This window comes from Streptomyces capitiformicae (assembly GCF_002214185.1).
Taxonomy (GTDB): domain Bacteria; phylum Actinomycetota; class Actinomycetes; order Streptomycetales; family Streptomycetaceae; genus Streptomyces; species Streptomyces capitiformicae.
The window spans coordinates 8,241,363-8,265,119 of the sequence record NZ_CP022161.1; the positions used below are offsets into that span (position 1 = coordinate 8,241,363).

17 protein-coding genes and 1 pseudogene are annotated in these 23,757 nt (G+C 69.4%); 8 read left to right on the forward strand and 10 right to left on the reverse strand.

Annotation, left to right across the window (positions count from 1 at the left end; genetic code table 11):
- Window positions 1–33: 33 nt before the first annotated feature.
- The gene (locus CES90_RS37055; RefSeq protein ID WP_208921525.1) at window positions 34–1,554 is read right to left on the reverse strand and encodes an aldehyde dehydrogenase family protein; all 1,521 of its coding nucleotides are present in this window, start codon (window positions 1,552–1,554) and stop codon (window positions 34–36) included.
- Window positions 1,555–1,565: 11 nt separating this feature from the next.
- Window positions 1,566–3,155 carry an acetolactate synthase large subunit gene (locus tag CES90_RS37060; protein ID WP_208921526.1) on the reverse strand — a complete coding sequence of 530 codons (1,590 nt, stop codon included), beginning with the start codon at window positions 3,153–3,155 and terminating at the stop codon, window positions 1,566–1,568.
- Between the two features lie 115 nt (window positions 3,156–3,270).
- Between CES90_RS37060 and CES90_RS37065 the strand changes: the two genes are divergently transcribed.
- The 5 genes and pseudogenes from CES90_RS37065 to CES90_RS37085 all read left to right on the forward strand — a co-directional run bounded on the left by CES90_RS37065 (window position 3,271) and on the right by CES90_RS37085 (window position 9,709).
- Window positions 3,271–4,050, forward strand: a complete 780-nt coding sequence (locus CES90_RS37065) for an IclR family transcriptional regulator (protein ID WP_208921527.1) — start codon at window positions 3,271–3,273, stop codon at window positions 4,048–4,050.
- Between the two features lie 139 nt (window positions 4,051–4,189).
- Window positions 4,190–5,698, forward strand: coding sequence for an APC family permease (locus CES90_RS37070; protein ID WP_208921528.1), 1,509 nt, complete (start codon window positions 4,190–4,192; stop codon window positions 5,696–5,698).
- A gap of 67 nt (window positions 5,699–5,765) precedes the next feature.
- The gene (locus CES90_RS37075) at window positions 5,766–7,712 is read left to right on the forward strand and encodes a primary-amine oxidase (RefSeq protein ID WP_208921529.1); all 1,947 of its coding nucleotides are present in this window, start codon (window positions 5,766–5,768) and stop codon (window positions 7,710–7,712) included.
- Window positions 7,713–8,055: 343 nt separating this feature from the next.
- The gene (locus tag CES90_RS37080; RefSeq protein WP_189787716.1) at window positions 8,056–9,291 is read left to right on the forward strand and encodes an IS256 family transposase; all 1,236 of its coding nucleotides are present in this window, start codon (window positions 8,056–8,058) and stop codon (window positions 9,289–9,291) included.
- Window positions 9,288–9,709 (forward strand): annotated as a pseudogene (locus CES90_RS37085) (VOC family protein). The gene CES90_RS37080 and the pseudogene CES90_RS37085 overlap by 4 nt, the downstream one beginning before the upstream one ends.
- A 325-nt stretch (window positions 9,710–10,034) precedes the next feature.
- On the opposite strand, the gene CES90_RS37090 reads toward CES90_RS37085, so the two are convergent.
- Complete coding sequence (locus tag CES90_RS37090) at window positions 10,035–10,370, reverse strand: VOC family protein (RefSeq protein WP_189787715.1); 336 nt, start codon at window positions 10,368–10,370, stop codon at window positions 10,035–10,037.
- A gap of 126 nt (window positions 10,371–10,496) precedes the next feature.
- Between CES90_RS37090 and CES90_RS37095 the strand changes: the two genes are divergently transcribed.
- Window positions 10,497–11,141 carry a hypothetical protein gene (locus CES90_RS37095; protein WP_189787714.1) on the forward strand — a complete coding sequence of 215 codons (645 nt, stop codon included), beginning with the start codon at window positions 10,497–10,499 and terminating at the stop codon, window positions 11,139–11,141.
- Between the two features lie 147 nt (window positions 11,142–11,288).
- On the opposite strand, the gene CES90_RS37100 is transcribed toward CES90_RS37095, so the two are convergent.
- From CES90_RS37100 to CES90_RS37125, 6 genes are all read right to left on the reverse strand, one after another.
- Complete coding sequence (locus CES90_RS37100) at window positions 11,289–11,861, reverse strand: DUF4232 domain-containing protein (protein WP_189787713.1); 573 nt, start codon at window positions 11,859–11,861, stop codon at window positions 11,289–11,291.
- Between the two features lie 441 nt (window positions 11,862–12,302).
- Complete coding sequence (locus CES90_RS37105; RefSeq protein ID WP_189787712.1) at window positions 12,303–13,331, reverse strand: Yip1 family protein; 1,029 nt, start codon at window positions 13,329–13,331, stop codon at window positions 12,303–12,305.
- Between the two features lie 47 nt (window positions 13,332–13,378).
- Window positions 13,379–14,878 (reverse strand): FG-GAP and VCBS repeat-containing protein, encoded by a 1,500-nt coding sequence (locus CES90_RS37110; protein ID WP_229914395.1) that lies wholly within the window; start codon window positions 14,876–14,878, stop codon window positions 13,379–13,381.
- Between the two features lie 138 nt (window positions 14,879–15,016).
- The gene (locus CES90_RS37115; RefSeq protein ID WP_189787710.1) at window positions 15,017–15,412 is read right to left on the reverse strand and encodes a nuclear transport factor 2 family protein; all 396 of its coding nucleotides are present in this window, start codon (window positions 15,410–15,412) and stop codon (window positions 15,017–15,019) included.
- 199 nt (window positions 15,413–15,611) lie between these two features.
- A complete protein-coding gene (locus CES90_RS37120; RefSeq protein ID WP_189787709.1) occupies window positions 15,612–16,661 on the reverse strand; it encodes an LLM class flavin-dependent oxidoreductase in 1,050 nt (349 codons plus the stop codon).
- A 127-nt stretch (window positions 16,662–16,788) separates the two neighbouring features.
- Window positions 16,789–20,688: an nSTAND1 domain-containing NTPase gene (locus CES90_RS37125; RefSeq protein ID WP_189787708.1), complete on the reverse strand. Its 3,900-nt coding sequence runs from the start codon at window positions 20,686–20,688 to the stop codon at window positions 16,789–16,791.
- A gap of 220 nt (window positions 20,689–20,908) precedes the next feature.
- Here CES90_RS37125 and CES90_RS37130 point away from each other — a divergent pair, with 220 nt between their 5' ends.
- Both CES90_RS37130 and CES90_RS37135 read left to right on the forward strand, forming a co-directional pair.
- Complete coding sequence (locus tag CES90_RS37130; protein ID WP_229914394.1) at window positions 20,909–21,688, forward strand: hypothetical protein; 780 nt, start codon at window positions 20,909–20,911, stop codon at window positions 21,686–21,688.
- A 65-nt stretch (window positions 21,689–21,753) separates the two neighbouring features.
- Complete coding sequence (locus CES90_RS37135; RefSeq protein ID WP_189787707.1) at window positions 21,754–23,103, forward strand: copper amine oxidase; 1,350 nt, start codon at window positions 21,754–21,756, stop codon at window positions 23,101–23,103.
- A gap of 199 nt (window positions 23,104–23,302) precedes the next feature.
- Here CES90_RS37135 and CES90_RS37140 read toward each other — a convergent pair whose 3' ends face one another.
- Window positions 23,303–23,734: an SRPBCC family protein gene (locus tag CES90_RS37140; protein ID WP_189787706.1), complete on the reverse strand. Its 432-nt coding sequence runs from the start codon at window positions 23,732–23,734 to the stop codon at window positions 23,303–23,305.
- Between the last annotated feature and the right edge of the window lie 23 nt (window positions 23,735–23,757).

Consider the following 23,757-nt stretch of genomic DNA (forward strand, 5'->3'; position numbering starts at 1 on the left):
ACAAGGTGTTTCGGCGACAAGAGCCCTCGGATGTCAGCTGAGGTTGACCCAGACGCTCTTGACCTCGGTGTAGTGGTCGAGCACGGTCCGGCCCATCTCCCGGCCCCAGCCGGACTGCTTGAATCCGCCGAAGGGCGACGCGGGATCCGTGAGGTTGTAGCAGTTGATCCACACCGTGCCCGCCTGCAGTTCGTCGGCGATGCGGTGGGCGTGGCCCAGGTCGGAGGTCCAGATGCCGGCCGAGAGCCCGAAGGGGGAGTCATTGGCCCGCTCGACCAGATCGTCCACGTCGTCCCAGCTCATCGCCGCCAGCACGGGACCGAAGATCTCTTCCTGGACGATGCGCAGGCCGTCGTCGGGCGCCACGAACACCGTCGGCTGGACGAAATAGCCGCCGTCGTACGCCGCGTCGAGGTCGGGCCGCCCCCCGCCCGCCGCCAGCCGGGCGCCCTGCTCCCGGCCTGCGGCGATGTATCCGCTGACCCTCTCGTGGTGTCTCGCGGAGACCAGCGGCCCCATCTCGGTGGCTGGGTCGCTGCCGGGCCCCACGACGATGCCGCGGGCGCGCTCCGCGACGGCGTCCAGCACGTCGTCGAAGATCTTGCGGTGCACGTACAGCCGGGAGCCGGCCGTGCAGACCTGGCCCTGGTTGAAGAAGACGGCCTGGGCGGCGGCCTCGGCGACGGCCTGCGGATCGGCGTCGGGAAGCACGATGTTCGGGGACTTGCCGCCGAGTTCGAGGGAGACCTTCTTCAGGTTCCCGGCGGCGGCGCGGACGATGGCGCGGCCCGTCTCGGTGGACCCGGTGAAAGCGATCTTGTCGACTCCGTCGTGCGCGGCGAGGGCGGCGCCCGCCGTGGCACCGCGCCCGGTGACGACGTTGACGACACCGTCCGGCACCCCCGCCTCCTGAAGCAGCTCGGCGAGCCGCAGCGTGGACAGCGGGGTCTCCTCGGCCGGCTTGAGGACGACCGTGCAGCCGGTGGCCAGCGCGGGAGCGAGCTTCCAACAGGCCATCGACACCGGGAAGTTCCACGGCACGATCAGACCGGCCACGCCGACCGGCTGCCGCGTGGTGTAGTTCAGCACCCGCAGCCCGCCGCGCGGCGAGACGGGGATCGTGCTGCCTTCCAGCTTGCTCGGCCAGCCCGCGAAGTAGCGGAACAGCTTCACACTGGTGCCCACGTCCACGGCCCGCGCCACCGAGACCGGCTTGCCGTTGTCGCGTGACTCCAGCAGAGCCAGTTCCTCGGCGTGCGCCTCGATGACGTCGGCGACACGGTTCAGCAGCGCGCCCCGGTCCAAGGGGCTCATCCGCCGCCAGCCGGGATCGTCGAAGGCGCGGCGTGCCGCGGCGACGGCCCGGTCGATGTCGGCGGCGTCGCCGTCGGGAACGGTGGTGAGCACGGCACCGGTGGCGGGGTCGACGCTCTCGAACGAGCGGCCGCTCAGGGCCCCGACCCAGTGGCCGTCGATGAACATGGTCCGCGGCTCGGCCAGGAAGCGACTGACCGCTTCCTCCGCGCCGGTGACCGGGTCTGCTGCGCTGTGCATGGCGGCTCCTCTCACAGGGCCATCTCGATGAGCTGAGGACCGCCGGCGGCGAGCGCGTGGCCGAGTTCGCGCCGAAGCGCCTCGCCCGTCTCCACCCGTGTGCCGGGCACGCCGTAGCCGCGGGCCAGCGCCGGCCAGTCGAAGGCCGGGCCGTCGAGGCTGGTGAGCGACGTCGCGTTGGGGCCCGGCCGGCTCTGTCCGTGCCGGCCGAGCTCGGTGCGCAGCACGTTGTAGGCGCGGTTGGAGGCGATGAGGGTGACGACGGACAGCTGCTCGCGGGCCATCGTCCACAGCGACTGGATGGTGTACTGCGCGCTTCCGTCGGACTGCAGGGCGACGACCTTGCGGCCGGGTGCGGCGATGGCGGCTCCGACGGCGGCGGGCAGGCCCTGGCCGATGGCTCCGCCGGTGTTGGTCAGTGTGGTGTGGCGGGCGGCGCGCGACGACGCGGTGAAGAAGGGGTAGCCGCAGGTGCCGCCCTCGACCGAGACGATGGCGTGTTCGGGCAGCATCGCCGAGACGATCCGGCCGACCGACTGCGGCGTCAGCGCTCCTTCCGGGAGCCCTTCGTCGTCCGCTCGGGGCTGTGCTGTCGGCTCGGGAGCCCCGAGCGTGTCCGCGAGGACTTCCAGAGCGAGTGCGCCGTCCTCTTCCGGAGTGCTCAGTACCTCCACGGTGCCCGGCGGAGTCAGCAGGCTGGGAATCCCCTCGTACCCGAAGTACGACACCGGTTCCAACGCGCCGGCCAGCACGACCAGTTGAGCCTTGGCGAGGGCCTCGACGGCCTTCTCCGGGAAATAGGGGAGCCGGTCGAGGTCCGGAAGGCCGCCACCGCGCTCGGCGGTGGCCGGGAAGGTCTCGCTGTACAGCACCGCCCCGGTGGCGGCGGCGATCCGGGCAGCCGCCCGTTGACCGCGCTCGTCGAGTGCCGCACCGCCCAGCAGGAGGACGGCGCGCTCCCCGGCGCGCAGCCGCTCGGCGATCGGGTCGATTACCTCCGCCGCTACTTCCCGCCTGAGCCGGGGGCCGGGCAACTCCACGTCCACGGGAGCCGTGAGCACCTGCTGCTGGAAGTCGGCGGGGGCGATGAGCGTGGCCCCGCAGCCGGGCGCGGTGGTGGCGGCCGCGATGGCGCGGGCGGTGAGCTGGGCGAGGCCCGCGCCGGAGGTCGCGGTGCCGACCCAGCCGGAGACAGGGCTCGCGAGGGAGACGATGTCCGAGGTCAGGGGAGCGTCATGAACGAGATGCCAACTGGCGTGATCTCCGATGACGTTGAAGACGGGGGAGTGGGCCCGTCGTGCGTTGTGCAGGTTCGCGATGCCGTTGGCGAAACCGGGGCCCAGGTGGAGCAGCGTCATCGCCGGCCGGCCGGCGATCCGGGCGTAGCCGTCGGCCGCTCCGGTGCAGACACCCTCGAAGAGCCCGAGCACCGCGCGGGTGCCGGGAACCGAGTCCAACGCGGCAACGAGGGGCATCTCCGTGGTCCCCGGATTGGCGAAGCAGACGTCGACTCCGGCGGCGAGCGAGGTCTCGATCAGGGCCTCGGCCCCTGTCAGGCCGCCGGATCGGTTCGCCTGCCAGACGGTGGTGGCGTGGGTCATGGAAATTCCTCCGTGCACTATGCGCACCGTCCGTGCGTATAGTGCACAGCATTGGCATGGGAGGACTCCGGCGTCAACCCCCGGGGCCAACAGACCCGTGCCATACGCTGAACGCGTGAGCGGAACTCGGAAGGTGGTAGGCGGCGTGCGGGCAGAGGCCGCGAACGACACGGGGAACGGAGCGGGTGGTGAGCGCGAGGGGAAGGCGAAGCGTCCCAGCCAGCCACCGTCGCAGACGCTCATCCGAGGACTTGCCGTCCTGCGAGCCGTCGCTCACCAGCCCCGTGGCCTGACGGTCGCCGAGATCGCTTCCAGGACAGGGCTCCACCGGACCGTCGTGCACCGCCTCGCGGGCACGCTGGCAGCGGAGGGATTCCTGGCGAAGAGCGCGGACGGCGCGTACGTCCCCGGGGGAGAACTGCACACGCTTGCGGGCACCTCGCGGCCCACCCTCGCGGAGTTCATCCAGCCACTGCTGCAACAGCTCGCGGACCGGTACGGCGGTACGGCGATCCTGTTCTTCCCGGAACCGGACTGTGTCGTCGCCGTGGCGACGGCCGTTCCCCAGGACGCCGACTACCACCTCGCCTACCGCAAAGGCTCTCGCCAGCCGCTGGACCGGGGGGCCGCACCGTGTGCGATCCGGGCCGGACGAGCGCCTGCTGACGACGACTCGGACGCCGTCCGTGAGGCTCGCCGCAGGGGCTGGGTCACCACTCATGGCGCGGTGGAACCGGGAGCCCACGCGGTCGCCGCTCCGCTGGCCCGCGACGGAGACGTACTGGACGCCTGCGTCATGTTCGTCTCGCACCGGCAAGACCGCGTCGACGAGGCCACGCCGGAAGTGGTCGCCGCCGCGCGAGCAGCCCGAGCGTTCCTGCTGGGCCCGCGCTAGAGCCGCCCATCCCGCATTCCTCCCCGGTCAACCGCCGCCCCCGCCGAAGGACTTCGGCGGGGGCGGCCGTATTTGTGTACGCCGGGCCTTGACACCCGCCACAAGCCACAACACGATGTGCTCTCAACAAACGTACACCATGTACGAATATCGCACAGTGGTGAACTGGAGGCTGATCGGGATGACAAGCCCTGATCGCACCAACCTGGCCCACGGCCGCCTGTCCCTGATCGGCGTCCTCACTCAATCACTCGGCTTCATGGGACCGGTCTTCTCGGTCGCGGCCCTCCTGCCCCTGGTCGTCGGTCTGTCGGCCACGGGACGCGGTGCCGGCGTCGCCACGCCGGTCGCGATCATCATCGCGGGCATCGGCATGTGCGGCGTGGGATGGATCATCGCCCAGTACGCCAAGCGCATCCATCTGTGCGGCTCTCTCTACGAATATGTGAGTGACGCCGCCGGACCGCGCATCGGCGTGATCGCCGGATGGCTCTACTACGGAGCCATGATGGTTATGGGAGCCTCGACATTCCTAGTCCTCGGCGGATTCACGCAGGCATGGCTCAAGACCGCGATGTCCGTGGACGTGCCCTGGTGGCCGCTGTCCCTGGGATACGCCGCCGTCGCCACCACGATTCTCGTGGTGGGCGTTCACGTCTCGATCCGGGCGCAACTCATCCTCGCCCTGGGCGCCATGGTCGTTGTCCTCGCCTTCTCGCTGTTCATCATCTTCCGCGGCGGCCAGAACGGCGCAAGCTGGTCCGTCGAACCCTTCAATCCTTTCGCCGTCGGGAGTCTGAATCTTCTCTTCGGCGTTCTGTACGGCATCAACATGTTCATCGGGTTCGAGTCGGCGGCCAATCTCGCTGAGGAGACCTCGGACCCCAAGCGCCATGTGCCGCGGGCGGTCATGCTGTCGCTGGGCATCGTCGGGGTCTATTACGTGGTGGTGGCCTACGCGCAGGTCATGGGTTTCGGCCTCGACGCGGAGGCATGGAAGAACAGTGTCTTCCCGCTGGAAACGCTCTCGTACGGTGGGGAGTTCGGGTCTGCCGCGTTCGGAAACTTCCTGGCGGTCCTGATCATTCTCGACATCCTCGCGGTGGCAATCGGAGTCGGCGTCGCATCGACTCGAGGAATGCTCTCGATGGCCCGCAGTGGCCGACTGCCGTCGAAGCTGGCGGTTCTGCACCACCGGTTCCTTACTCCTGTATGGGGCGCCGTACTGATGGGCGCTGTTTCGTGTGTCGCCATCATCGGTGTGCGCGTGGGGGGCGACCGGATGTTCGGCCAGGGGGCCGGTCAGCCGCAATGGTCGTCGGCGTTCGGCCGGATGGCCGGCTTTGGCGGAACAGGCATGGCGATCATGTACCTCGTCGTCGGTGCCGCGGGGGTGAAGGGCCTCTGGAACCATGTCAGCCGAACCAAACTGCTCATCGCGGGAAGCGCCGGTGTAGCAGTGGCGGCCGGCGGGGTGTTCGGCGCCGTCTACCAGGCGCAGAGCCCTCTCGATACCGTCCCCTGGGCCTTGCTCCTCTGGGGGGCACTCGGCGTGGCGTGGTCGTTCGTCGTACATCGACGATCAACCCGGCGGGAGGGCGTCGCCGACGAGCCCGTGCGCCCTCCCGGAGAGTTGACCGGACGGTGAGACCACCCGGATCTCCGCTCTTTCGTGTCTTCCGCAGCACTCCCCACAACCAGCAGGAGGAATGGCAGTGACCACCGCCACCGCGCACCCGTACGATCCGCTGAGCGCCAAGGAGATGGAGCGGGCCGTCGGCGTGGTGCGTGCCGCTCAGGCTCGGCGACAGGCGATCAGATTCCCGCTGATACGTCTGGACCTTCCGGACAAGGAGCAGGTGCGGGCGTACGACCCCTCGAGCCCGATCCCCCGCGTGGCCTTCCTCGTCGTGTACGACCCTGAGGCCAGTGCCATGTTCGAGGCCCGGGTCGATCTCACCGACGACAGTCTGGTCTCCTTCAAGCACCTCCCGGGCCTGCAGCCGCCGATCATGATCGAGGAGCTGATGGCGCTCGACGAGATCGTGAAGGGCGACCCGGCCGCGGTGGAGGCCCTGGCACGGCACGGAGTCGACGACCTTTCCCAGGTGCAGTTCGACCCCTGGTCGACCGGCACCCTGCCGATCGAGGGGGTGGACGCGCGACGACGCGTGATCCGCGCGAGCGCGTACATCCGGCACTTCACCGCGGACAACGGCTACGCCAGGCCCGTCGGAAACCTCGTCTTCGTCATCGACTGCGACGCCCGTTCGGTAGCGGCCATCCAGGAGGGGGATCCGCTGCCGCTTCCGCCGGAGAGCGGCAACTACGACCCGCAGAGCGTGGGACCGCTGCGCGACGACCTCCGCCCCATCGAGATCACCCAGCCCGAAGGACCCTCCTTCACGGTGTCCGGCAACGTGATCGAGTGGCAGCGATGGCGACTTCACGCCCACATCGACGTGGTGGAGGGCCTCGTCATCAGTGATGTCTCCTACCAGGACGGGGAGCGGCGGCGCCCGATCGTGCACCGGGCCGGCATCAGCGAGATGGTGGTGCCCTACGGCGACACCAGCGACGACTTCTACTTCCGGAACGTCTTCGACGCGGGCGAGTACAGCCTGGGCAAGACCGTGGGTTCGCTCAGTCTCGGATGCGACTGCCTCGGGGAGATCCGGTACCTCGACGCGGTGCTCGCCGACGAGTCGGGCACCCCGCACACCGTCACCAACGCCATCTGTCTGCATGAGGAGGACTACGGAATCCTCTGGAAGCACTGGGACTTCCGCTACGTCCAGCAGGCGGAGGTCAGGCGTTCCCGGCGGCTCGTCGTGTCGTCGATCCACACGATCGGCAACTACGAGTACGGCTTCTTCTGGTACTTCTACCTCGACGGAACGATCCAGTTCGAAGCCAAGCTCACCGGCATCGTCCAGACGCGGGCCGTGGCCCCCGGCGAGAAACCCGCCTACGGAACGCTCGTGGCGCCCCAGTTGGACGCGCCGAACCACCAGCACCTGTTCAACATGCGACTGGACATGGAGGTCGACGGGCCGCGCAACACGGTCGTGGAGGTCGACGCGGTGGGCCTTCCGATGGGGCCGGACAACCCGTACGGAAACGCGATCGTCGCCCGCCGCACGGAGATCACCAACGAACGCGACGGCCGCCGGATGTGCGACCCGCTCACCGCGCGCACCTGGAAGATCACCAATCCCGGGGTGCGCAACCGCTTCGGCGAGCCCGTCGCCTACAAGCTGGTCCCGTTCGTCGGCCCGACCCTGCTGGCCGCGCCCGAGAGCGACCTGGCGCGACGGGCCGAGTTCGCGCGGGCGCATCTGTGGGTGACCCGGTACAGCCGGGACGAACAGCACGCGGCCGGCGACTACCCGAACCAGCACCCCGGGGACGGGATCGGCCGGTGGATCGAGCAGGAACGCGATCTGGCCGACACGGACGTGGTGCTCTGGCACACCTTCGGCACCTCGCATCTGCCACGCCCGGAGGACTGGCCCATCATGCCGTGTGAGTACGTCGGGTTCGCGCTGAAGCCGGTCGGGTTCTTCGACCGCAACCCCTCACTGGACGTACCGCCCCCGCCGGGGCACGGGGTGAAGCACTGTCACGCCGTACCACAGCAGGGTGAGCGGGCCGAAGAGTGACGAGTCCCGGGCCCGTACCCGTGCGCCGGACGGGTACGGGCATGTGGCCGCCCGTACCGGGTTCAGTGCACCGGCGAGCGCTAGCTGTATTGCCCTGAGAGGTTGGGGACGCGGCTGGCGGGTGGTTGGCCTTTCAGAGCGGTGTGTCCGCGGTGGTGATTGTCGGCAAGGCGTTCCCCGCCGTGTCCACGGCGCCGGTAACGCTCGCGGCTTGACTTCTTAGCAAGCTCGGATGTCTGTGGATCGAGCTCGGGGAGCACGCGAAGGGCGTACCTTCCCGAGTGATCGACTGATGGTCATCGAGTAGGCCGGTGTTCGCAGCACCGGTCGGGAAGGCACGCCCGTGCTCAGCGTAGTCAACGACGACGGCACCACGCCGAACGGCTCCCTGATCGACGAGATCGTCCGCGAGGGCGCCAGGAGGATGCTCGCAGCCGCGCTGGAGGCCGAAGTCAACGCCTACATAGCCGAGTTGGAGCAGGAGCGGGATGAGACGGGCCGGCGCCTGGTCGTCCGCAACGGCTACCACAAGCCGCGGAGGGTCACCACCGCGGCCGGGGTGGTCGAGGTGAAGGCGCCGCGAGTGAATGACAAGCGCGTCGATGCCGAGACCGGCGAACGCAAGCGGTTCTCCTCTGCGATCCTGCCGCCGTGGTGCCGCAAGTCGCCGAAGATCAGCGAGGTGCTGCCGCTGCTCTACCTGCACGGCCTGTCCTCGGGTGACTTCGTGCCCGCGCTGGAGCAGTTCCTCGGCAGCTCGGCCGGGCTGTCCCCGGCAACCATCACCCGGCTGACCCAGCAGTGGCAGGCCGACCACGCCGCCTTCATGGACCGCGACCTTGCGGAGGTCGACTACGTGTACGTGTGGGCCGACGGCATCCACCTCAACGTCCGCCTGGAAGAGGCCAAAGCCTGCGTCCTGGTCCTCATCGGCGTGCGCGCCGACGGCTCCAAGGAACTGGTCGCCCTCAAGGACGGCTACCGAGAGTCCGCCGAGTCATGGGGCGACCTGATGCGCGACTGCGCCCGCCGGGGCATGCGCGCCCCTGTCCTCGCAGTCGGCGACGGCGCCTTGGGCTTCTGGAAGGCCCTGGCCGAGGTGTTCCCCGAAACCCGCGAGCAAAGGTGCTGGGTTCATAAAACGGCCAATGTCCTGGACGCCATGCCGAAGTCTGCGCAGCCGGGCGCGAAGAAGGCCATCCAGGACATCACAGGCGCCGAGGACCGCGACCGCGCCGAGGCAGCGATCAAAACGTTCGCCAAGCTCTATGGCGCGAAGTTCCCCAAGGCCGTCAAGAAGATCACCGATGACCAGGAGCGACTGCTGGCTTTCTACGACTTCCCGGCCGAGCACTGGATCCAACTGCGGACTACGAACCCCATCGAGTCCACGTTCTCCACCGTCCGACTGCGGACCAAGGTCATCCGCGGCGCCGGCTCCCGCACCGCCGCCCTCGCCATGGTCTTCAAGCTCGTCGAGTCCGCCCAGGTTCGCTGGCGGGCCGTGAACGCACCCCACCTCGTCGCCCTCGTCCGGGCCGGGGCCCGCTTCGAACGCGCCGAGGCGGTCGCCGCATGAGCCGGCCGTCGCACGGCACGCTGCATCACGTCGAGCTGTGGGTGCCGGACCTGCATTGCGCGCTCGCCTCGCTCGGCTGGCTGCTGGAGGCGCTGGGTTACGCCTTCTTCCAGAGCTGGGACGGCGGCCGCAGCTGGCAGCTCGGGCCGACCTACCTGGTCATCGAGCAGTCGCCGGCCCTCACCGCCGAAAGGCACGACCGCTGCCGCCCGGGACTGAACCACCTGGCCTTCCACGTCGAAGACGCCACCACGGTCGAGAGACTGGCGGCCGGCGCCACCCAACACGGCTGGCACCTGATGTTCCCCGAGCGGCATCCCTATGCCGGCGGCGGACAGCACTACGCCGCCTACCAATGGAGAACGACGACGGCTTCGAAGTCGAACTCGTCGCGATCAACTCACCCGAACAAAACTGAGATCAACCGATCCACAAGTCTTGACGATTACTCTGGATGGCCGGGCGCGTGACTCTGGGGCCGCCGAGGCTGTTTGGACCGAGGGCCTGAATCAACGGTCGGCCCCTCACAGGTTGCAACCTTTTTGAGCAGTGACCTCTTCGTCCCGAAGCAACTTGTGTGGGCGCCTGACCTTGGGCCGGTGTGCCTCTCACCTGCTGCGGTGGTCCACAGGTGTGCGTACTTGTCCGTCGTTGTTCTTCTGCGTTGTCACGCAGTTGGGCACTCATCCTGTACGCCCGGCACTGGCGCACTGGACGGTCCATACGTGGGCACGGCCTGCTGCTCAGCTGCCCTCAGCGTTGATCACACAGAACAGGTTGCCTTCGGTATCGGCGAGCACCACGAAGTTGGCGCCATCTGGGTAGCTCCAATCGACCCGCTTGGCGCCAAGCGAGACGAGTCGCTCGACTTCGGCCCGCTGCTCCTCTGCATCGACCGCCCATAGTTCGATGTGTGTTCTGTCCTCCTCGTCCAGCCACAGGAGTGGGCCATCGCCGCTTGAGGGCATCAGAACCGCGTCATGACCGTTGCGAGGCACGTAACCGAGCGCCCGGCTCCAGAACTCTGATGCACGGCGGATGTCAGACACGTTCATCACGATCGATCCGATGTTCGCCATCGCCGTAGCATCGCATCCGGTCCGCCGGAAGTCAGCCATCGAGAGGTCGGCGGAGCGACTTTGGCCTTGAGCTGCTTTGGCGCGAGTGATCATGGCCCCGTAAGCTTCCGGCGCGTCGGGCAGTCTGTGGACCTGCCCGTTAAAGCACGACGTTGGGGCCATGATCGGGATCCCGGCCGGACGCTTGCACGAAAGTACCTGTTGTCGGGCATCGCACGGTGCGGGCTCTGTCACACCAAGATCCGAGGGCAGGTCAACCAGAAGTGGAAGCCCGGCTCCAAGGCCGCCAAGTTCACCTACCAATGCTCCGTGACGAACGGAGGGTGCGGCAAGGTCGGGCGCGTCGGTGACCCCGTCGACGAGTTCATCATCAGCCTCGTCCTTGCCGAGCAGCGGGAGAGAGCTGCCGTCAGTGCTGTTGCCCCGGCCGAACAGTGGCCGAGAGCAGCAGAGCTGGCCGCCGTCGAGGCCGATCTCGCTGAGCTGACGCAGGCCGCGAAGGCTCAGAAGATCACCGTCTCGACTCTGCTCATGCTCCTGCCGGATCTTGAGCGGCGTCGGGATGAGCTCAAGCTGGAGCGTGGGCGATTCAACAAGGAACGGCAGCAGGCCGAGTCTCTGACCGCCGACATCGGCGAGGATTTTCGGTCGCTGCCCATCGAGCGTCAGCAAGCGTTGATCCTGCACAGCCTGTCGGCCGTACTGATTCATCCCGCTGGGCGGGGGAGGCGCAAGTTCGATCCGAGTCTCATCGAACCCGTGTGGCGCTGACCTCGCTGCGCTGTCCGCAGGAAAGGCCCGGCCCTTGTGCCGGGCCTTCTCGCTGTTCCCGACTTCTTTGGGGCTTACGCGTAAATAGCAGCAGGTCAGAGCGTTGCGATCGTCGTGCAGGCTGCTCGATTTGTGGGGACGGTGGGGTCAGGAAGGCTTGACCGCCAAGACCGGGGTGACGGTCACCTTGTTGTCGCACTCGGCCCACCACCCGTCGTTCAGGGCGACCTGGTGCTTCCCGGAGCGCGGCAGCCCGATGACCATCGTCGGAAACGCCTTCGGGGTCTTGCCCGAGACGCAGTAGCCGTCGCCCTCCCCCTGGACCTGGACGAAGGTCAGCTTCACCCACGCCTTGCCGTGCGGCCGGACCGTCACGGTGGCCGCCCTGCCGGTGGTGGTGATCTTGAGCGGGGTGTTGTGGGTGGGGGAGCCGTTGCCGGCGCCCGCGACCGTCGTCGGATGGCCCTTCAGGACGCACGTCCTCTTGGAGACGTTGGTGAACTGCACGACCGCCGCCCCGGTCCCGGTCCCGACGGGTGGGTGGGCGGCCTGACGGGCGCTGACCTGGAGGGCGGAGGCCGGGCAGGCGGGCGGCGGGGTGGAGGTGGTGGTGCTCGCCGCCATGGCAGTGCCGGGCAGGATGCCGGTCACCGCCGCCGCGACGGCCGTGACCGCCGTCGTCGCCAGAGCCGCCCTGCGAATGCCGTTGCTGTGCCGCATGTTGTCGTCCCCCTGAGTCGTCTCGTCCGCGGGTTTCGGTCGTCGGTTGTTGCCCCGCGGTAGCGTGGTCGTGGTACGTGAGTGCAGACAGGGCGGGAGAGCGCCAGGGTTCCGTGCGGCGACTACTTGTGACGGAACGGTGACGACAGGCTGCACCCGTGCAGATGGCCGTCAGGGCAGACAGAAGCACCTCCAGCGCGCCACGGGTTTTACCATGCCCCCGGCGCGCACCGAAGGTGCGCTGAGTCGCTGACCTGAGGTTATTCACCGCTGGCGACGACCCTCATAAGGCCAACGATCCCTGGTCCGTCGAATCGCCGGTCGTCAAGAGGGCCGGGCAGGTTCTCGATGCCTGAGAGACCTGTCGTTGTGTGAGTACGTGAGGAGGGGCTCCCGGCGTCGTACCGCCGGGAGCCCCTCACTCGTAGACGTGCGTTCCTGTTAGAACGTGCCCAGCTTGATCAGTGACAGGATCGCGATCAGCTGGATCGCCGACGCGCCCAGGGCCTTCGGCCACGGCAGGTCGTGGGACTTGGAGACCATCAGGGTCAGCAGGGCGCCCGCGGCGACCCAGGTGGCCCAGCCGAGGATCTGGACGAAGGGGGCGTCGCCGCCCGCGAACATCGCGACGACCAGGCGGGGCGCGTCCGTGATGGCCATGATCAGCATGGAGAGGCCGACCGTGGGCTGCCAGGCGCCGACGCCGCCGAGCTGGCGGGCCAGGGTGTGGGTGACCACGCCCAGGATGAAGGTGCTCACCACCATGGTCACGGCCGTGACCAGGACGATCGGTACGGCGTTGGAGAGCGTCGCGTTGATCGCGTCCTCGCGGGCCGTGTCGAAGCCGAAGACCGCGAGCAGGCCGTACAGGAACATCACGATGAGGGCGGGGCCCCACACCGCGTAGTCGCGCATCGCCAGGAAGGTCTGGTTGGGGCTGGTGATGATCCCCTTGAGCAGGGCCTTCCAGGGCAGGCGCGGGCCGAGCGGGGCCGGCGGGGCCTGGCCCGCGCGGTAGGGCTCGCTCTGGTGGTACGGGTCCTCGCCGACCGAGAACGCCTGGGTGTGGCCGGGGTTGTTGGCCGCGTACGGGTCCGCGCCGGCTCCGGGGTGCGAACCGTCGTCGCCGAAGTACTCCGGCTCACCGTGATTGGCGTGGGCCCCGTGGGCTCCGCGGGTGCCGTAGTTCCCGGGGGGCCCGCCGCCGTTCGTCTGGGGCCAGCCCTGGGCGCCGCCCCGGCCGCCGCCGTACGGCGGCCCGGGGGGCGTCTGGGGATAGCCGTACGACGGGCCGCCGGCCTGCGGGGCCTGCTGCCCGTACGGGGGGTGTTGCGGTCGCGCTTGAGGAGCGCCGTTGTCCCGGCCGCGTCCGATCCTGAATCCAGCCACGTCATCGAACGTACCTGGTCCCGGCGAGTGGTGTGCCGGACCGGGGGCAACCGGTCCGGCTTTGCGGCCGAGCTGTGACATCCCCTAAGGGTTCGTGAGCAGGGCGTGTTGGGGATTTCAGGGGCTGGTCAGGGGCTGGTGGAGGAACCCTCGCTGCTCAGGGTTTTGCCGTACGACAACGCCGTCGTCGGGGACGGCAGGCCAAGCTTCGCCGGGGTGAGGGCGTACGAGCCTGTCGTGGAGGTCTTCGGGAAGAGCCAGACGCCGCCCGAGTTCGTGTTCTCGCCGGGCGTGCCGATCGCCGTGTCGGGGGTGCCGTCCTTGTCGTGGTCGCCCGTCGCGATCGCCGTGCCGAAGGCGTCGGAGGGCTCGGCGGTGCCGGGGACGCGGGGGCGGTTCTGGTGGTACTGGACGGACGTGGCCTCGCCGTACGGGTCGACGATGCCGGTGGTGTGGCCGAGGAGGAGCGTGGCGGCGCCGGCGCGGGCGTGGGTGCCGATGGCCTCGCCAGGGGCGCCGGCGATCAGGTCGTCGCGGCCGTCGCCGTTGAAGTCGAGTACGGCGAGGGAGGCGCCGAAGCGGTCGCCGTCCTCGGCGGCGCCGTACACGCCGACCGTGTCCTGGTTGAGGGTCTGGGCGCGGAGGCCGAAGGAACCGTTCTCGTTTCCGTACTTGATGTGGATGCCGCCCCCCTTCGCGTACGACTCCGGGCCGCACGGGTCGTCGATGTTCTCGTCGGCGATCTCGCGGCACTCGCCGAGGGCCAGGTCGTCCAGACCGTCGCCGTCGAAGTCGCCGACGGCGAGGGCGGAGGCGGCGCCGTTGCTGGAGTTCCAGGTGTTGGCCATGCGCTTCTCGGCCGGGTCCCAGGACCAGAGCCGTACGTGCGACTGCGTGTACGGAGCGTTGATCGTGTGGAAGGCGAGGGCCAGGTCGTCCGTGCTGTCTGCGGTGAAGTCGCCGGTGGCGAGGAGTGGGGCACGGCCGCCCATGGGGGTGGCGAGGACGGTGGTGACGACGACATCCTCACCACCGTCGACGACGGCGCGCAGCACGACCTTGTCGCGGCCGCCGATCACGATGTCCCGGCCGCCGTCGCCGGTCAGGTCGGCCGCGGCGAGCGACCAGCCGTACGCGGAGGAGGGGGATGGACCCGTGAGGACGTTCGAGCCCGGGCCCGGGCGGCCCTGGGTGGCGCTCTTCGCGCCGATCGCGATGACCACGCCCGCGTCCTTGCCGCGGCCGGTGACGTCCTCGCCGGGGGCGCCGACCAGCAGCTCCGCCACGCTGTCGCCGTTCAGGTCCGCCAGTACCACCGCGGCGCCGAAACGGTCGCCCGCCTCCGGGGTGCCGGGGACCTCGGGCGTGGCCTGGGTGACGCGGATGCCGCCGTGCCGGCCCAGGCCTTTCGGCCCGCCCCAGAGGACGTGCACGTAGCCGGCCCTCGCCTTGCCGCTCACGGTCGCGTCGGGGACGCCGACGGCCAGGTCGGGGTAACCGTCGGCGTTGAAGTCGCTGGTGAGGGGGGTGGGGGTGGGTTGCGGTGCGGCTCCTGCGGTGGGTGCGAGGGGCAGGGTGAGGGGCAGGGCCGCCGTGGCGATGGCCAGGGCGTACGTCCGTCTGCGCACGAGGGCTCCAAGTCGGTGGCCGAACACGGGTTCTGAACACGGGTTCTGCTCGGTTCTGGTTCGTTCACCTGTGTGACATCTGGAGATCGTGCGAGGTTGTGCGGGCCGTCGTGGTGCCGGCCGTCGTGGTGCCGACCGTCAGGCCCAGAATTCCGTCTCCTTGTCCATGTCCTCCTGGCACTCGTCGATGTCCGTCATCTTGTCGCCGACGATGCGGAACACGAGGGCGCCGTTCTGTTCGATGCGCTTGCCGCCGCGCTCGGCGGTGTAGCGGTGCACGGAGACGGCGTGGCCGCGGCCGTCCACGAGGACGCGTTCCAGTTCGACGTTGAAGGTGCCGTCCGTCTCCTGGAAGAGGCGCTGGTACAGGTTGATGCAGTTGTCCTGGCCCTTGTAGTCGCCGGACAGCAGGTGGTCGCCGGGGACGTGGTGTGTGCAGTCGCCGGTCATCAGCGAGCGCATAGTGTCCATGTCGCCGCGCGAGAAGGCGTCGTAGCCCTGGCGGACGAGGGCGGCGTGGGGGTGTTCAGCCATGGGGGATCGCCAACTTTCCCTTGTGTGGGTGTATGGGGCCTGCTGGGCTGATATCAGCAATTATCTTCGCCGGTGCGCTCGCGCGCACGCGGGGCCCGTAGGCGGGGCTCGTAGTCGGGGCCCGTAGGCGGGGCCCGCAGGCGGCCCACTGACCTGAACCGACCCCATGGATCCACCGGGGCAGTCGAGGTCATCCCCATCAGGCGAACGCGGGCATGATCCGGTCGTGGATGAGGCGGAGTTGGGTGTTCACGTCGGCCGCCTCCGGGAGGTCGCGGCCGGTGAAGGCCTTGACGAGGGTGCGGTCGGTGAGGGCGCAGATCATGTGGTTGACGCCGCTGGGGGCGATCTCGCGGCGGATCTTCTCCGCGCACTCCTCCGGGGTGCCGGCGACGGAGAGGCGTTCGGCGATGTCCGGGGTGGTCAGTTCGATGCCGCGGGCCAGGTCGCCGGCGGCGATGGCGTCGATGACCGGTTTGAGTTCGCCGGGGTCCACGCCGTTGCGGCGTAGCTGTTCCTCGGGCATGGAGGAGGCGTAGATGCCGACCATGCTGCGGGCCGCGTCCTTGGCGGCCGCGGAGTCGGGGCCGGTCGCGAAGACGACCCAGGCGCCGATGTCCAGGGACCGCCAGTCCCGGCCGGCGCGTTCCGCTCCGGCGCGGATGTGCCGTACGGCGTAGTCGTACGCCTCTCGCGTGTAGCTCAGCGCGTGATGGCAGCCGTCGGACAACTCCCCGGCCGCCTCGAAGGACTTGGGGCCGCGCATCGCTCCGAGCTTGAGCGGCAGCCGGCCTTGGACCGGCCGGGCGAAGGTGAACAGTCCGTCGTAGGAGAAGAACTCGCCGTCGTACGAGATGGTCCCCTCGTCCAGCAGGGTGCGTACGACGTGCAGGGCTTCCTTGACGCGGGAGAGGGGGCGGGTGCGGGCCCAGTCGATGCGGTACTGCGCCAGGAGGCCGAAGTTGCCGCTGGACAGTACGCCCTCGGCGCGGCCGTCGGAGAGTTCGTCGAGCGTGGCCAGGGCCTGGGCGATCAGGGTCGGCTCCCGCAGCGTCACCGGGGAGACGCTCGGGCCCAGGCGGATGCGGTGGGTTCGGGTGGCGGCTGCGGCGAAGAGCAGCCACAAGTCCTTGTGCCAGGTCTCGTCTGCGGCGTAGCAGGCGTAGAAGCCGAGTTCGTCGGCGAGTTGGATGGAGTCCAGGGAATCGGTGAGGGGGTAGTCGGGGAGCATCGCGTAGCTGAACTTCACGGGGCGTCACCTTCTGTGGGGAGAGGGGTCGGCTGTGCGTGTGTGTCGTGCTCCGGTTCCTTCGAGGGTGCGGGCGGTGTCCTTGGACTGTCCAGGGGGCGTGGGGCGTTCACGGGGGTGGCGGGCTTCAGCAGGTGCGGCGGTACGGGATGTCCGGGAGGTACGTCTTCCAGTCGGCGGGGGAGAGGCCGGAGCCGCCTGCTCGGGTGCAGGTCTGCTGGACGAGGCGGGCGGGGGCGAGGTCGTAGCGTTGGAGGGGGACGTTTCCGCCCGAGGCGTAGAGGATGTCGCCGTCCGTGCTGAAGGCGAGGGAGAAGACGGGGTCGCCCGGAGTGGCCAGGGCCGAGCCGAGCCGGCGGCTGGACGCTGTGTCCCACAGCTGCACGGTTCCGGCGTCACCGGCCACGGCCAGGATCCGGCTGTCGGGAGAGAAGGCCAGGGCGGTCACCGGCTCACCCGTCTCGGCGAGTGCACCGGTGTACGTCCCGGACAGAACTCCAAGGCGTTCGCGGAGGTCGCCGTCCCAGAGAGTGACCCGGCCCGCGTCGTCGCCGGCCGCGAAGTAGGAGCCGTCGGAAGAGAAGGCCACAGCCTCGGCGTGGCTTCTCTCGTTGAGTGCCTGCTCCGTCACCCGACCTGCGGGGAGGTCGGCGATCACCGAATCGGCGACTACCAGAGCCTTGTCGTGGTGTACCGCCAGGAGGCCGCTGGGTATGCCGGTCAGGGTCTTCGTCTTTCTGGGGCGGTTCTTGCCGGCTTGTGGGGACTTGGGGATGTCCCACACCTCCACCGTGCCTCCGGACAGATTCCGGGTCGTCATGAGCGTGCCGCCGTCCGCGCTGAGTGCGATGTCCTCGATGTTCGGGTAGCCGTCCGCGTCGGCGGGAAGGTGGAGCGTCGCGTGGGTTCGGTGAGCTCTGGCGTCCCAGATGGTGATCCGCTGTCGTACTGCGGTGGTGTCGGAATCGGATCCGGAGTCGGAGTCGGGAGAGCGGTTGCGGGAGTCGGAGGGCGCGGGTTCGAGACGGCCGTACGCGTAGTAGCGGCCGTCGGCACTCCAGGCCGTCGCTGTCAGACAGTCGTGGATGGTGTCGGGATCCCCGCTTTCGGCGGTGGTGGACTCGCCGCTCAGGGCGAATATGCCGTGGGCGGTGACCGGGTAGCAGAGGCCTGCCGAAGGTGTGTCCACGATCTGGCCGTCGCGAGGGTCGAGCAGCTGGATCCGCGACCCCTGAGCCGTGCCGGGACGAACGGCCAGGGTACGGCCGTCCGGCGCCAACTCGGCTTCGACGAGGGGATTTTGGCGCCAGCGGGCGGTGACGAACGGGCCGAGCCACAGGGAGCGGACCGTCAGGCCATCGCTGTCGCGGTAGCGCAGGGACCCGGCGGCGAGGTCGAGTTCGAGATGGTCGGGCCGTTCGTTGACCAAGGGGTAGCGGTAGACCGGAGCGTACGAGGCCGACAGGCGCCACAACTGGATCTGTCCGACACTCGATGTGGCGAGGAACTCGCCGTCCGCGCTGAACCGGAGTGTGTCCGTCGGCCCGGTCGACAGCGGTCCGAACTCCTCGCCCGTTTGGGGGTCCCAGCGGCGGACCTCCGATTCCGTGGCCAGGACGAAGGTGCGGCCGTCCGGTGAGAAGGCGAGGCCGCCGTCCGAGCAGTCGTTCGGGTCTAGTTCCTCTTCTCGGGGCAGGGACAGCTTGCGCTTCTCGGCGATGTCCCAGATCTCCGGGCCGCGTTCGGTGGTGCAGACGGCGAGCCGACGGTCGTCGGGGCTGATCTCCAGGGCTGAGAGGGACTTGAAGGCCGTCGCGTCCGTCAGTCTCATGCGCAGGCGGCGCTCACGTACGTCCCAGACCTCGATGGCGATCGACGAAGCCCGTTCGATCGGCATCATGAGCGTGCGGCCACTCCGGCTGAAGGTCGAGACGTCGGCTCCATCGTCGACGAAGCGGTCGGTGAGACGGCCGGCGAGACGGCCCGCGCGCACATCCCACAGATATACGCCGTCCTCCTTGAACAGCGCGAGCGTACGGCCGTCGGGGGCGACCACCACGTCGCCGTCCCCGCTCTGCGTGTCGTCGTCGCCGTGCAGGGAGCCGATGCCCCGGTAGGTGTGCGTGAGTCGGTTGGTGCGCAGGTCCCAGGTGCGGACGCTGTCACGGGACACGGAGATCACCGTGCTGCCGTCGTCGATCAGCCGCTCCTCGGTCGGCGGGGTGGTCTCGGCGGCGTCGGGGACGGTGAAGAAGCCCTGCTCACGCTGGGCCACGGACGCCAACAGCGCCGACCGGGTCTCCCTGGTGTCCGCCAGCTCCCAGGCGGCCAGGCTCAGTCGCATCGCCTTGACCGGATCCGCGAACCGCATCCCGTCCGCCACCGCCGCGATCCGCCGGGCCTCCGCCTCCACGTGACGGCGGTCGCTCGTCCGGGACTGCTGCCAGGCCGTGACGCCCGCGAGGAGGGCGAGGGCGAGGAGTGTGGCGAGGGTGGTGAGGAGGGTTCGGCGGCGGCGGAGGTCGGCGGTGTGGGCGGTGGTGCCGGCGGTGAGGAAGTCGCGTTCCACCCTCGTCAGGGAGTCGTCGTCCGTGAGGTGTTCCGTCGCCGTGGCCAGGCGGGTGCCCCGGTAGAGGGCGCCCGGGTCTCGGCCCAGGTCGTCCCAGGCGCGGGCGGCTTCGGTGAGGTGGCGGTGGGTGCGGAGGCGGTCGCGGGCCTCGTCGATCCAGTCCGACAGGCGGGGCCAGGCGGTGATCAGCGCCTCGTGGGCCAGGTCCACCGTGTTGTCGTCGAGGGTGAGGAGGCGGGCTCGGGTCAGGCGGTCGAGGACGGCGGTGACTTCGGCGGGGGACGCGAAGTCCAACTCCGCGCGGTCGACCGGGTGGCGGGTGTCCTGGGCGCCGTCGCCGGGAGTGATCAGGCGGAGGAGGATCAGGCGGGCCAGGGCGGCCTGGTCGGGGGAGAGGTCCTTGTACATCTCCTCCGCTGTCTGGGCGATCGCACCGTGGACGCCGCCCGCCGCCTCGTACGCCGCCAGCGTGAGGGCGCGGCCCTTCCTGCGGCGCCAGGTCTCCCGCAGGACGTGGGAGAGGAGCGGCAGGCCGCCCGGTTCGTCCTTCACCTCCGCCACCAGACGCGCGGTCAGTTCTCGTTCGACGATCAGACCCGCCGACTGGGCGGGGCGGACCACCGCCTCGCGCAGTTCGGCGGGGGTCATGGGGCCGACGAGGAGGTTGGCGTCGCGCAGGGCGTCGGCCAGGTCGCGGTGTTCGGCGCAGCGGCCGTAGAAGTCGGCGCGGACGGCGATGACGACGCGGAGGCGGCTGTCGGGGGCGCGGGCGGACAGCAACCTCTGTATGAACTCGGTTCGTTCGTCTGTGGCGCGGCAGAGGGTGAACACCTCCTCGAACTGGTCCACCACGATCACCGTGTCGCCGGCGGAGTTCTCCTTCGGGCTCAGCGCCTGCTCATGCGTACGTAACGGGTGTTCGCCCGGCGTCAGGATGCGCAGGGCCGCCACGCCCGCGCCTTCCGCCTCGACCTGGAGCGCCGGGATCAGGCCCGCCCGTAACAGCGACGACTTGCCGCTTCCCGACGGTCCGAAGACCGCGGTGAAGCGGTGGGCGCGGGTCAGGGCGAGAAGGTCGGCGATCAGGGAGTCGCGGCCGAAGTAGCGGTCGTGGTCGGTCGGTTCGAAACGGGCGAGGCCCTGGTACGGGGAGGTCGTGTCCGGGGGCTCGGGCTCGCGGAGGGCCTGTTCGGTCACTTCCGCCGAGGTCTCGTGCCAGCGGCGTTCCCAGTGCTCCGGGTCGCCTCCGCAGGCAGTCACGTACGCCAAGGTGACGGGGAGGGAGGGGAGGTGGTCGCCGGACGCGGCCTGGGAGAGGGTCGTGAGGGAGTAGTCCGTCCGTCGCGCGAGCTCGCGGTACGTGGGGCCGCCCGCCTCCTCGCGGAGCTTGCGCAGCTCGTACGCGAACCTCGCCACCGGGCCCGCCGTCGGGTCCAGCGGCCTCTCTCGACGCCCCATCGCTCTACGGTCCCCTCGTTCCCCCGTGATCCCCGTGATCCCCGTAATCCCCGTGATCCGGTCACGGTAGGGAGCCGTCCCGCGGGAGACAAGGCGGCTTTCGGCTGTGCGCGCGAACGGTTTTTGTTCGGCGTGGTGGAGGGGGCCTGCTGAACAACCTCGTGGTCGCTGAACTCGTAGGTGTCCGAGTCATCACTCACACGACACCACGGGGGACCACATGTCTGATCGTGAGACGTCTGCTCGTAAGGGGGCGCGCCGGAGCGCCCTGCGTCGCCTCGTCGCCGGTACGGCCTTGGCCGTCACCTCGGCCGTCACCTCGACCGCCGCCATGGTCGCCGTCACGCTGCCGATGAACGCGCAGGGGGACGAGCGGGCCGGCAAGGGCACGCTGGCGGTCGCGGACCCCGGCTCCACCGGAACCGGCCAGTCCCCCCTCAGCGACGACGAGATCGACCGTGCTCGTGCCATCGCCCTCGTCACCGACCGCCCCCTGCGCACGATGAGTGAGGACGTCCGGGGTCAGGACGGCGACCCACAGTTCCTCACCGCCGCCGTGCCCGAGTCCGCCGACGCCGGCGCCGACGAACGCCTGGTCACGCTCCTCTTCTACGACTACGGCGACGACCGCACCGTCAAGAAGACCGTCGACCTCACCTCCGGCCGAGTCGTCGAGACCGGATCCGCGAGCGGTGTGCAGCCGCCGCCCGCCGGGCCGGAGGCGCGGGAGGCGCTCAAGGTGCTGCTGGGGAGCCCGGTCGGGGACGGCGTACGGCAGGACTTCCGTGCCGCCACCGGCGTACCGCTCCTCGACGACCGGAAACTGCGGGTTCAGGGGCTGACGTACGACACCCCGCCGCGCCATGCCGAGGAGCTGGCGGACTGCGCGGGCGCGCACCGCTGTGTGCGGCTCTTCACGCGGGTGGCGGGCGGGCCGTGGATCGACACCCGGCAGTTCGTGATCGACCTCAGCGACCGGACGGCGCACCGGCTGCCGTGAGGGCCCACCACACGCAGCCTGCACGACCGACCCGACGTACGACGACAAGAAGGGGAACACCGGCCATGCGCCGCAAACCGAAGTCCCGCAACCTGAAGTCCCTCACCCGAACCCTGGCCCTGACCGGCGCCGCTCTCGCCGTCATGGGCACGGGCGCGCCGCTCGCCGCCCCGACGGGCGAGACCGGAGCTGAGCGGGCCGCGGCCACCGCGGCCGCGGCCTGCACCGGAGCCTCCGCCATCACCAAAACCCTGCCCAGCGGCACGACTTGGCGTATGTGCTGGGCCAACAACCCCACCTCCGGCCTGGTCCTGACCGACGTCACGTACCAGCCCCGCCACGAGAGCCGGCCGATCCAGGTGCTGGGCCGGGCGGCCCTCGCCCAGATCAACGTGCCGTACGACGACGGCTCGGAGGAGTACAACGACGTCACCCAGGAGTACTTCGGCGACAGCGCGCTCCCGCTCAGGCCGGCCGACTGCCCCGGCGGTGAACTGCGGAGCTTCCGTGTCGCGGAGTTGGACAGCGACGCGCGGCGCACGGTGAAGGGGCTGTGCGTGACGACGCAGCCGCGCGGGTTCGCGTACCACGGTCACAGCGAGGACGTGGAGGAGAGGCGGCCGCGTATCGACTCCGCCCAGGGCCAGGACCTGGTCGTCTACACGATCAACAAGGTCGCCTACTACCACTACGTCACCCAGTGGAACTTCTCCGACGACGGCACGATCACCGCCAAGGAGGGCGCCACCGGCAACCTCTCGCCCGGCGACTTCGACGCCTCCGACGGCACCGGCTGGCCGGTCGGCAAGGGCGGCGCGGCGAAGGCGCTCAGCCATCAGCACAGCGTCCTGTGGAAGCTCGACTTCAAGCCGGACGGGTCCTGGAAGTCGAAGGTCGAGCAGTACGACACGAAGCCGAACGGCACGGACGCCGACACCGGGTACGGGCGACTCATCACCTCCCGCAAGCAGCTGACCAAGGAGTTCGCGGGCGACAACACCAACGACCGCTGGTGGCGCGTGGTCAGCACCGCCGGCCGGAACAAGGACGGCCACCCGCGTTCCTGGCAGATCGTCCAGCACCACACCGACAAGTACGTACGGCACCCCTGGACCCGGCACGACCTCTATGTCACCCAGTGGCACGACTGCGAGCAGTACGCGAGCGACAACGTCGACGCGGTCGGCGAGGGCGCGCCCTGCAAGGACGACGTGGCCAAGTTCGTGAGCGGCGAGACCCTCAAGCGCCCCGTCGTCTGGGTCAACGTCGGCTTCCACCACATCGCCCGCGACGAGGACCAGACCCCCATGCCGGTCCACTGGCAGAGCTTCCAGATCGTCCCGCGCGACGCGACCGCCATGAACCCGCTGACGCCGGACCGGCTCCACGACCAGGAATTCAACGGGCACAACTGACCGGCCACGGCTGGCTGACCACAACTCACCAGCTCAGCAAGTCGATCGAACGGGGAGGCAGACATGCCACGCCGCTGCCACAGCTGCCGCGCCGCCCGCCTCCAGTTCAGGACCTGGTTGTTCGCCACGCCCCCCCGCGACCAACAGCCCGCACTGCCAAAGCGTTATATCCCCCCAGGGTCGCCAGGGGTGCTGTTACTCACCGTCCTTGTTCGACGTACTTCTTGAAGTGCTCCAGATCATTGCGGACCACCCGTTCGACCGCGTTCGCCTGGGCGAAGCCTCTCGGGCCGCCGAAGGTGTCCCTGACGGTGTCCGGGTCGTATTCCAGCCGCGCCTGGACGCGGGTGTGGTTCTTGTCGAGCGGCAGCAGGGAGAAGGAACCCATCAGCTCGGGGGTGCCTCGGGTGTGCCACTCCAGGACACGGTTGTCCGGGCCGTCGGCGTACTCGGCGTCGACCTCGCGGGTGTGGTCGCCGGCCTCGATGGACAGATGCGCCCGGCCCTTCGCGTCCGTATGGGCGTCGCGTACTCCGTCCACGAAGCGTGAGTAGTTCTCCACGTGGTGCAGGCTGTCCCAGGCCTTGTCGATCGGGACTCCGACGTCGACATGTTTTTCGAGGGTGCTCATGGCCCACCTCCACGGCTCGCGAC

Excerpts from the sequence above, each read along its gene's own strand:
- CES90_RS37055 (WP_208921525.1), bottom strand. The coding sequence starts at position 1,554 with ATGCACAGCGCAGCAGACCCGGTCACCGGCGCGGAGGAAGCGGTCAGT.
- CES90_RS37060 (WP_208921526.1), bottom strand. The coding sequence starts at position 3,155 with ATGACCCACGCCACCACCGTCTGGCAGGCGAACCGATCCGGCGGCCTG.
- CES90_RS37070 (WP_208921528.1), top strand. The coding sequence starts at position 4,190 with ATGTACGAATATCGCACAGTGGTGAACTGGAGGCTGATCGGGATGACA.
- CES90_RS37090 (WP_189787715.1), bottom strand. The coding sequence starts at position 10,370 with ATGGCGAACATCGGATCGATCGTGATGAACGTGTCTGACATCCGCCGT.
- CES90_RS37100 (WP_189787713.1), bottom strand. The coding sequence starts at position 11,861 with ATGCGGCACAGCAACGGCATTCGCAGGGCGGCTCTGGCGACGACGGCG.
- CES90_RS37105 (WP_189787712.1), bottom strand. The coding sequence starts at position 13,331 with ATGTCACAGCTCGGCCGCAAAGCCGGACCGGTTGCCCCCGGTCCGGCA.
- CES90_RS37115 (WP_189787710.1), bottom strand. The coding sequence starts at position 15,412 with ATGGCTGAACACCCCCACGCCGCCCTCGTCCGCCAGGGCTACGACGCC.
- CES90_RS37125 (WP_189787708.1), bottom strand. The coding sequence starts at position 20,688 with ATGGGGCGTCGAGAGAGGCCGCTGGACCCGACGGCGGGCCCGGTGGCG.
- CES90_RS37130 (WP_229914394.1), top strand. The coding sequence starts at position 20,909 with ATGTCTGATCGTGAGACGTCTGCTCGTAAGGGGGCGCGCCGGAGCGCC.
- CES90_RS37135 (WP_189787707.1), top strand. The coding sequence starts at position 21,754 with ATGCGCCGCAAACCGAAGTCCCGCAACCTGAAGTCCCTCACCCGAACC.
- CES90_RS37140 (WP_189787706.1), bottom strand. The coding sequence starts at position 23,734 with ATGAGCACCCTCGAAAAACATGTCGACGTCGGAGTCCCGATCGACAAG.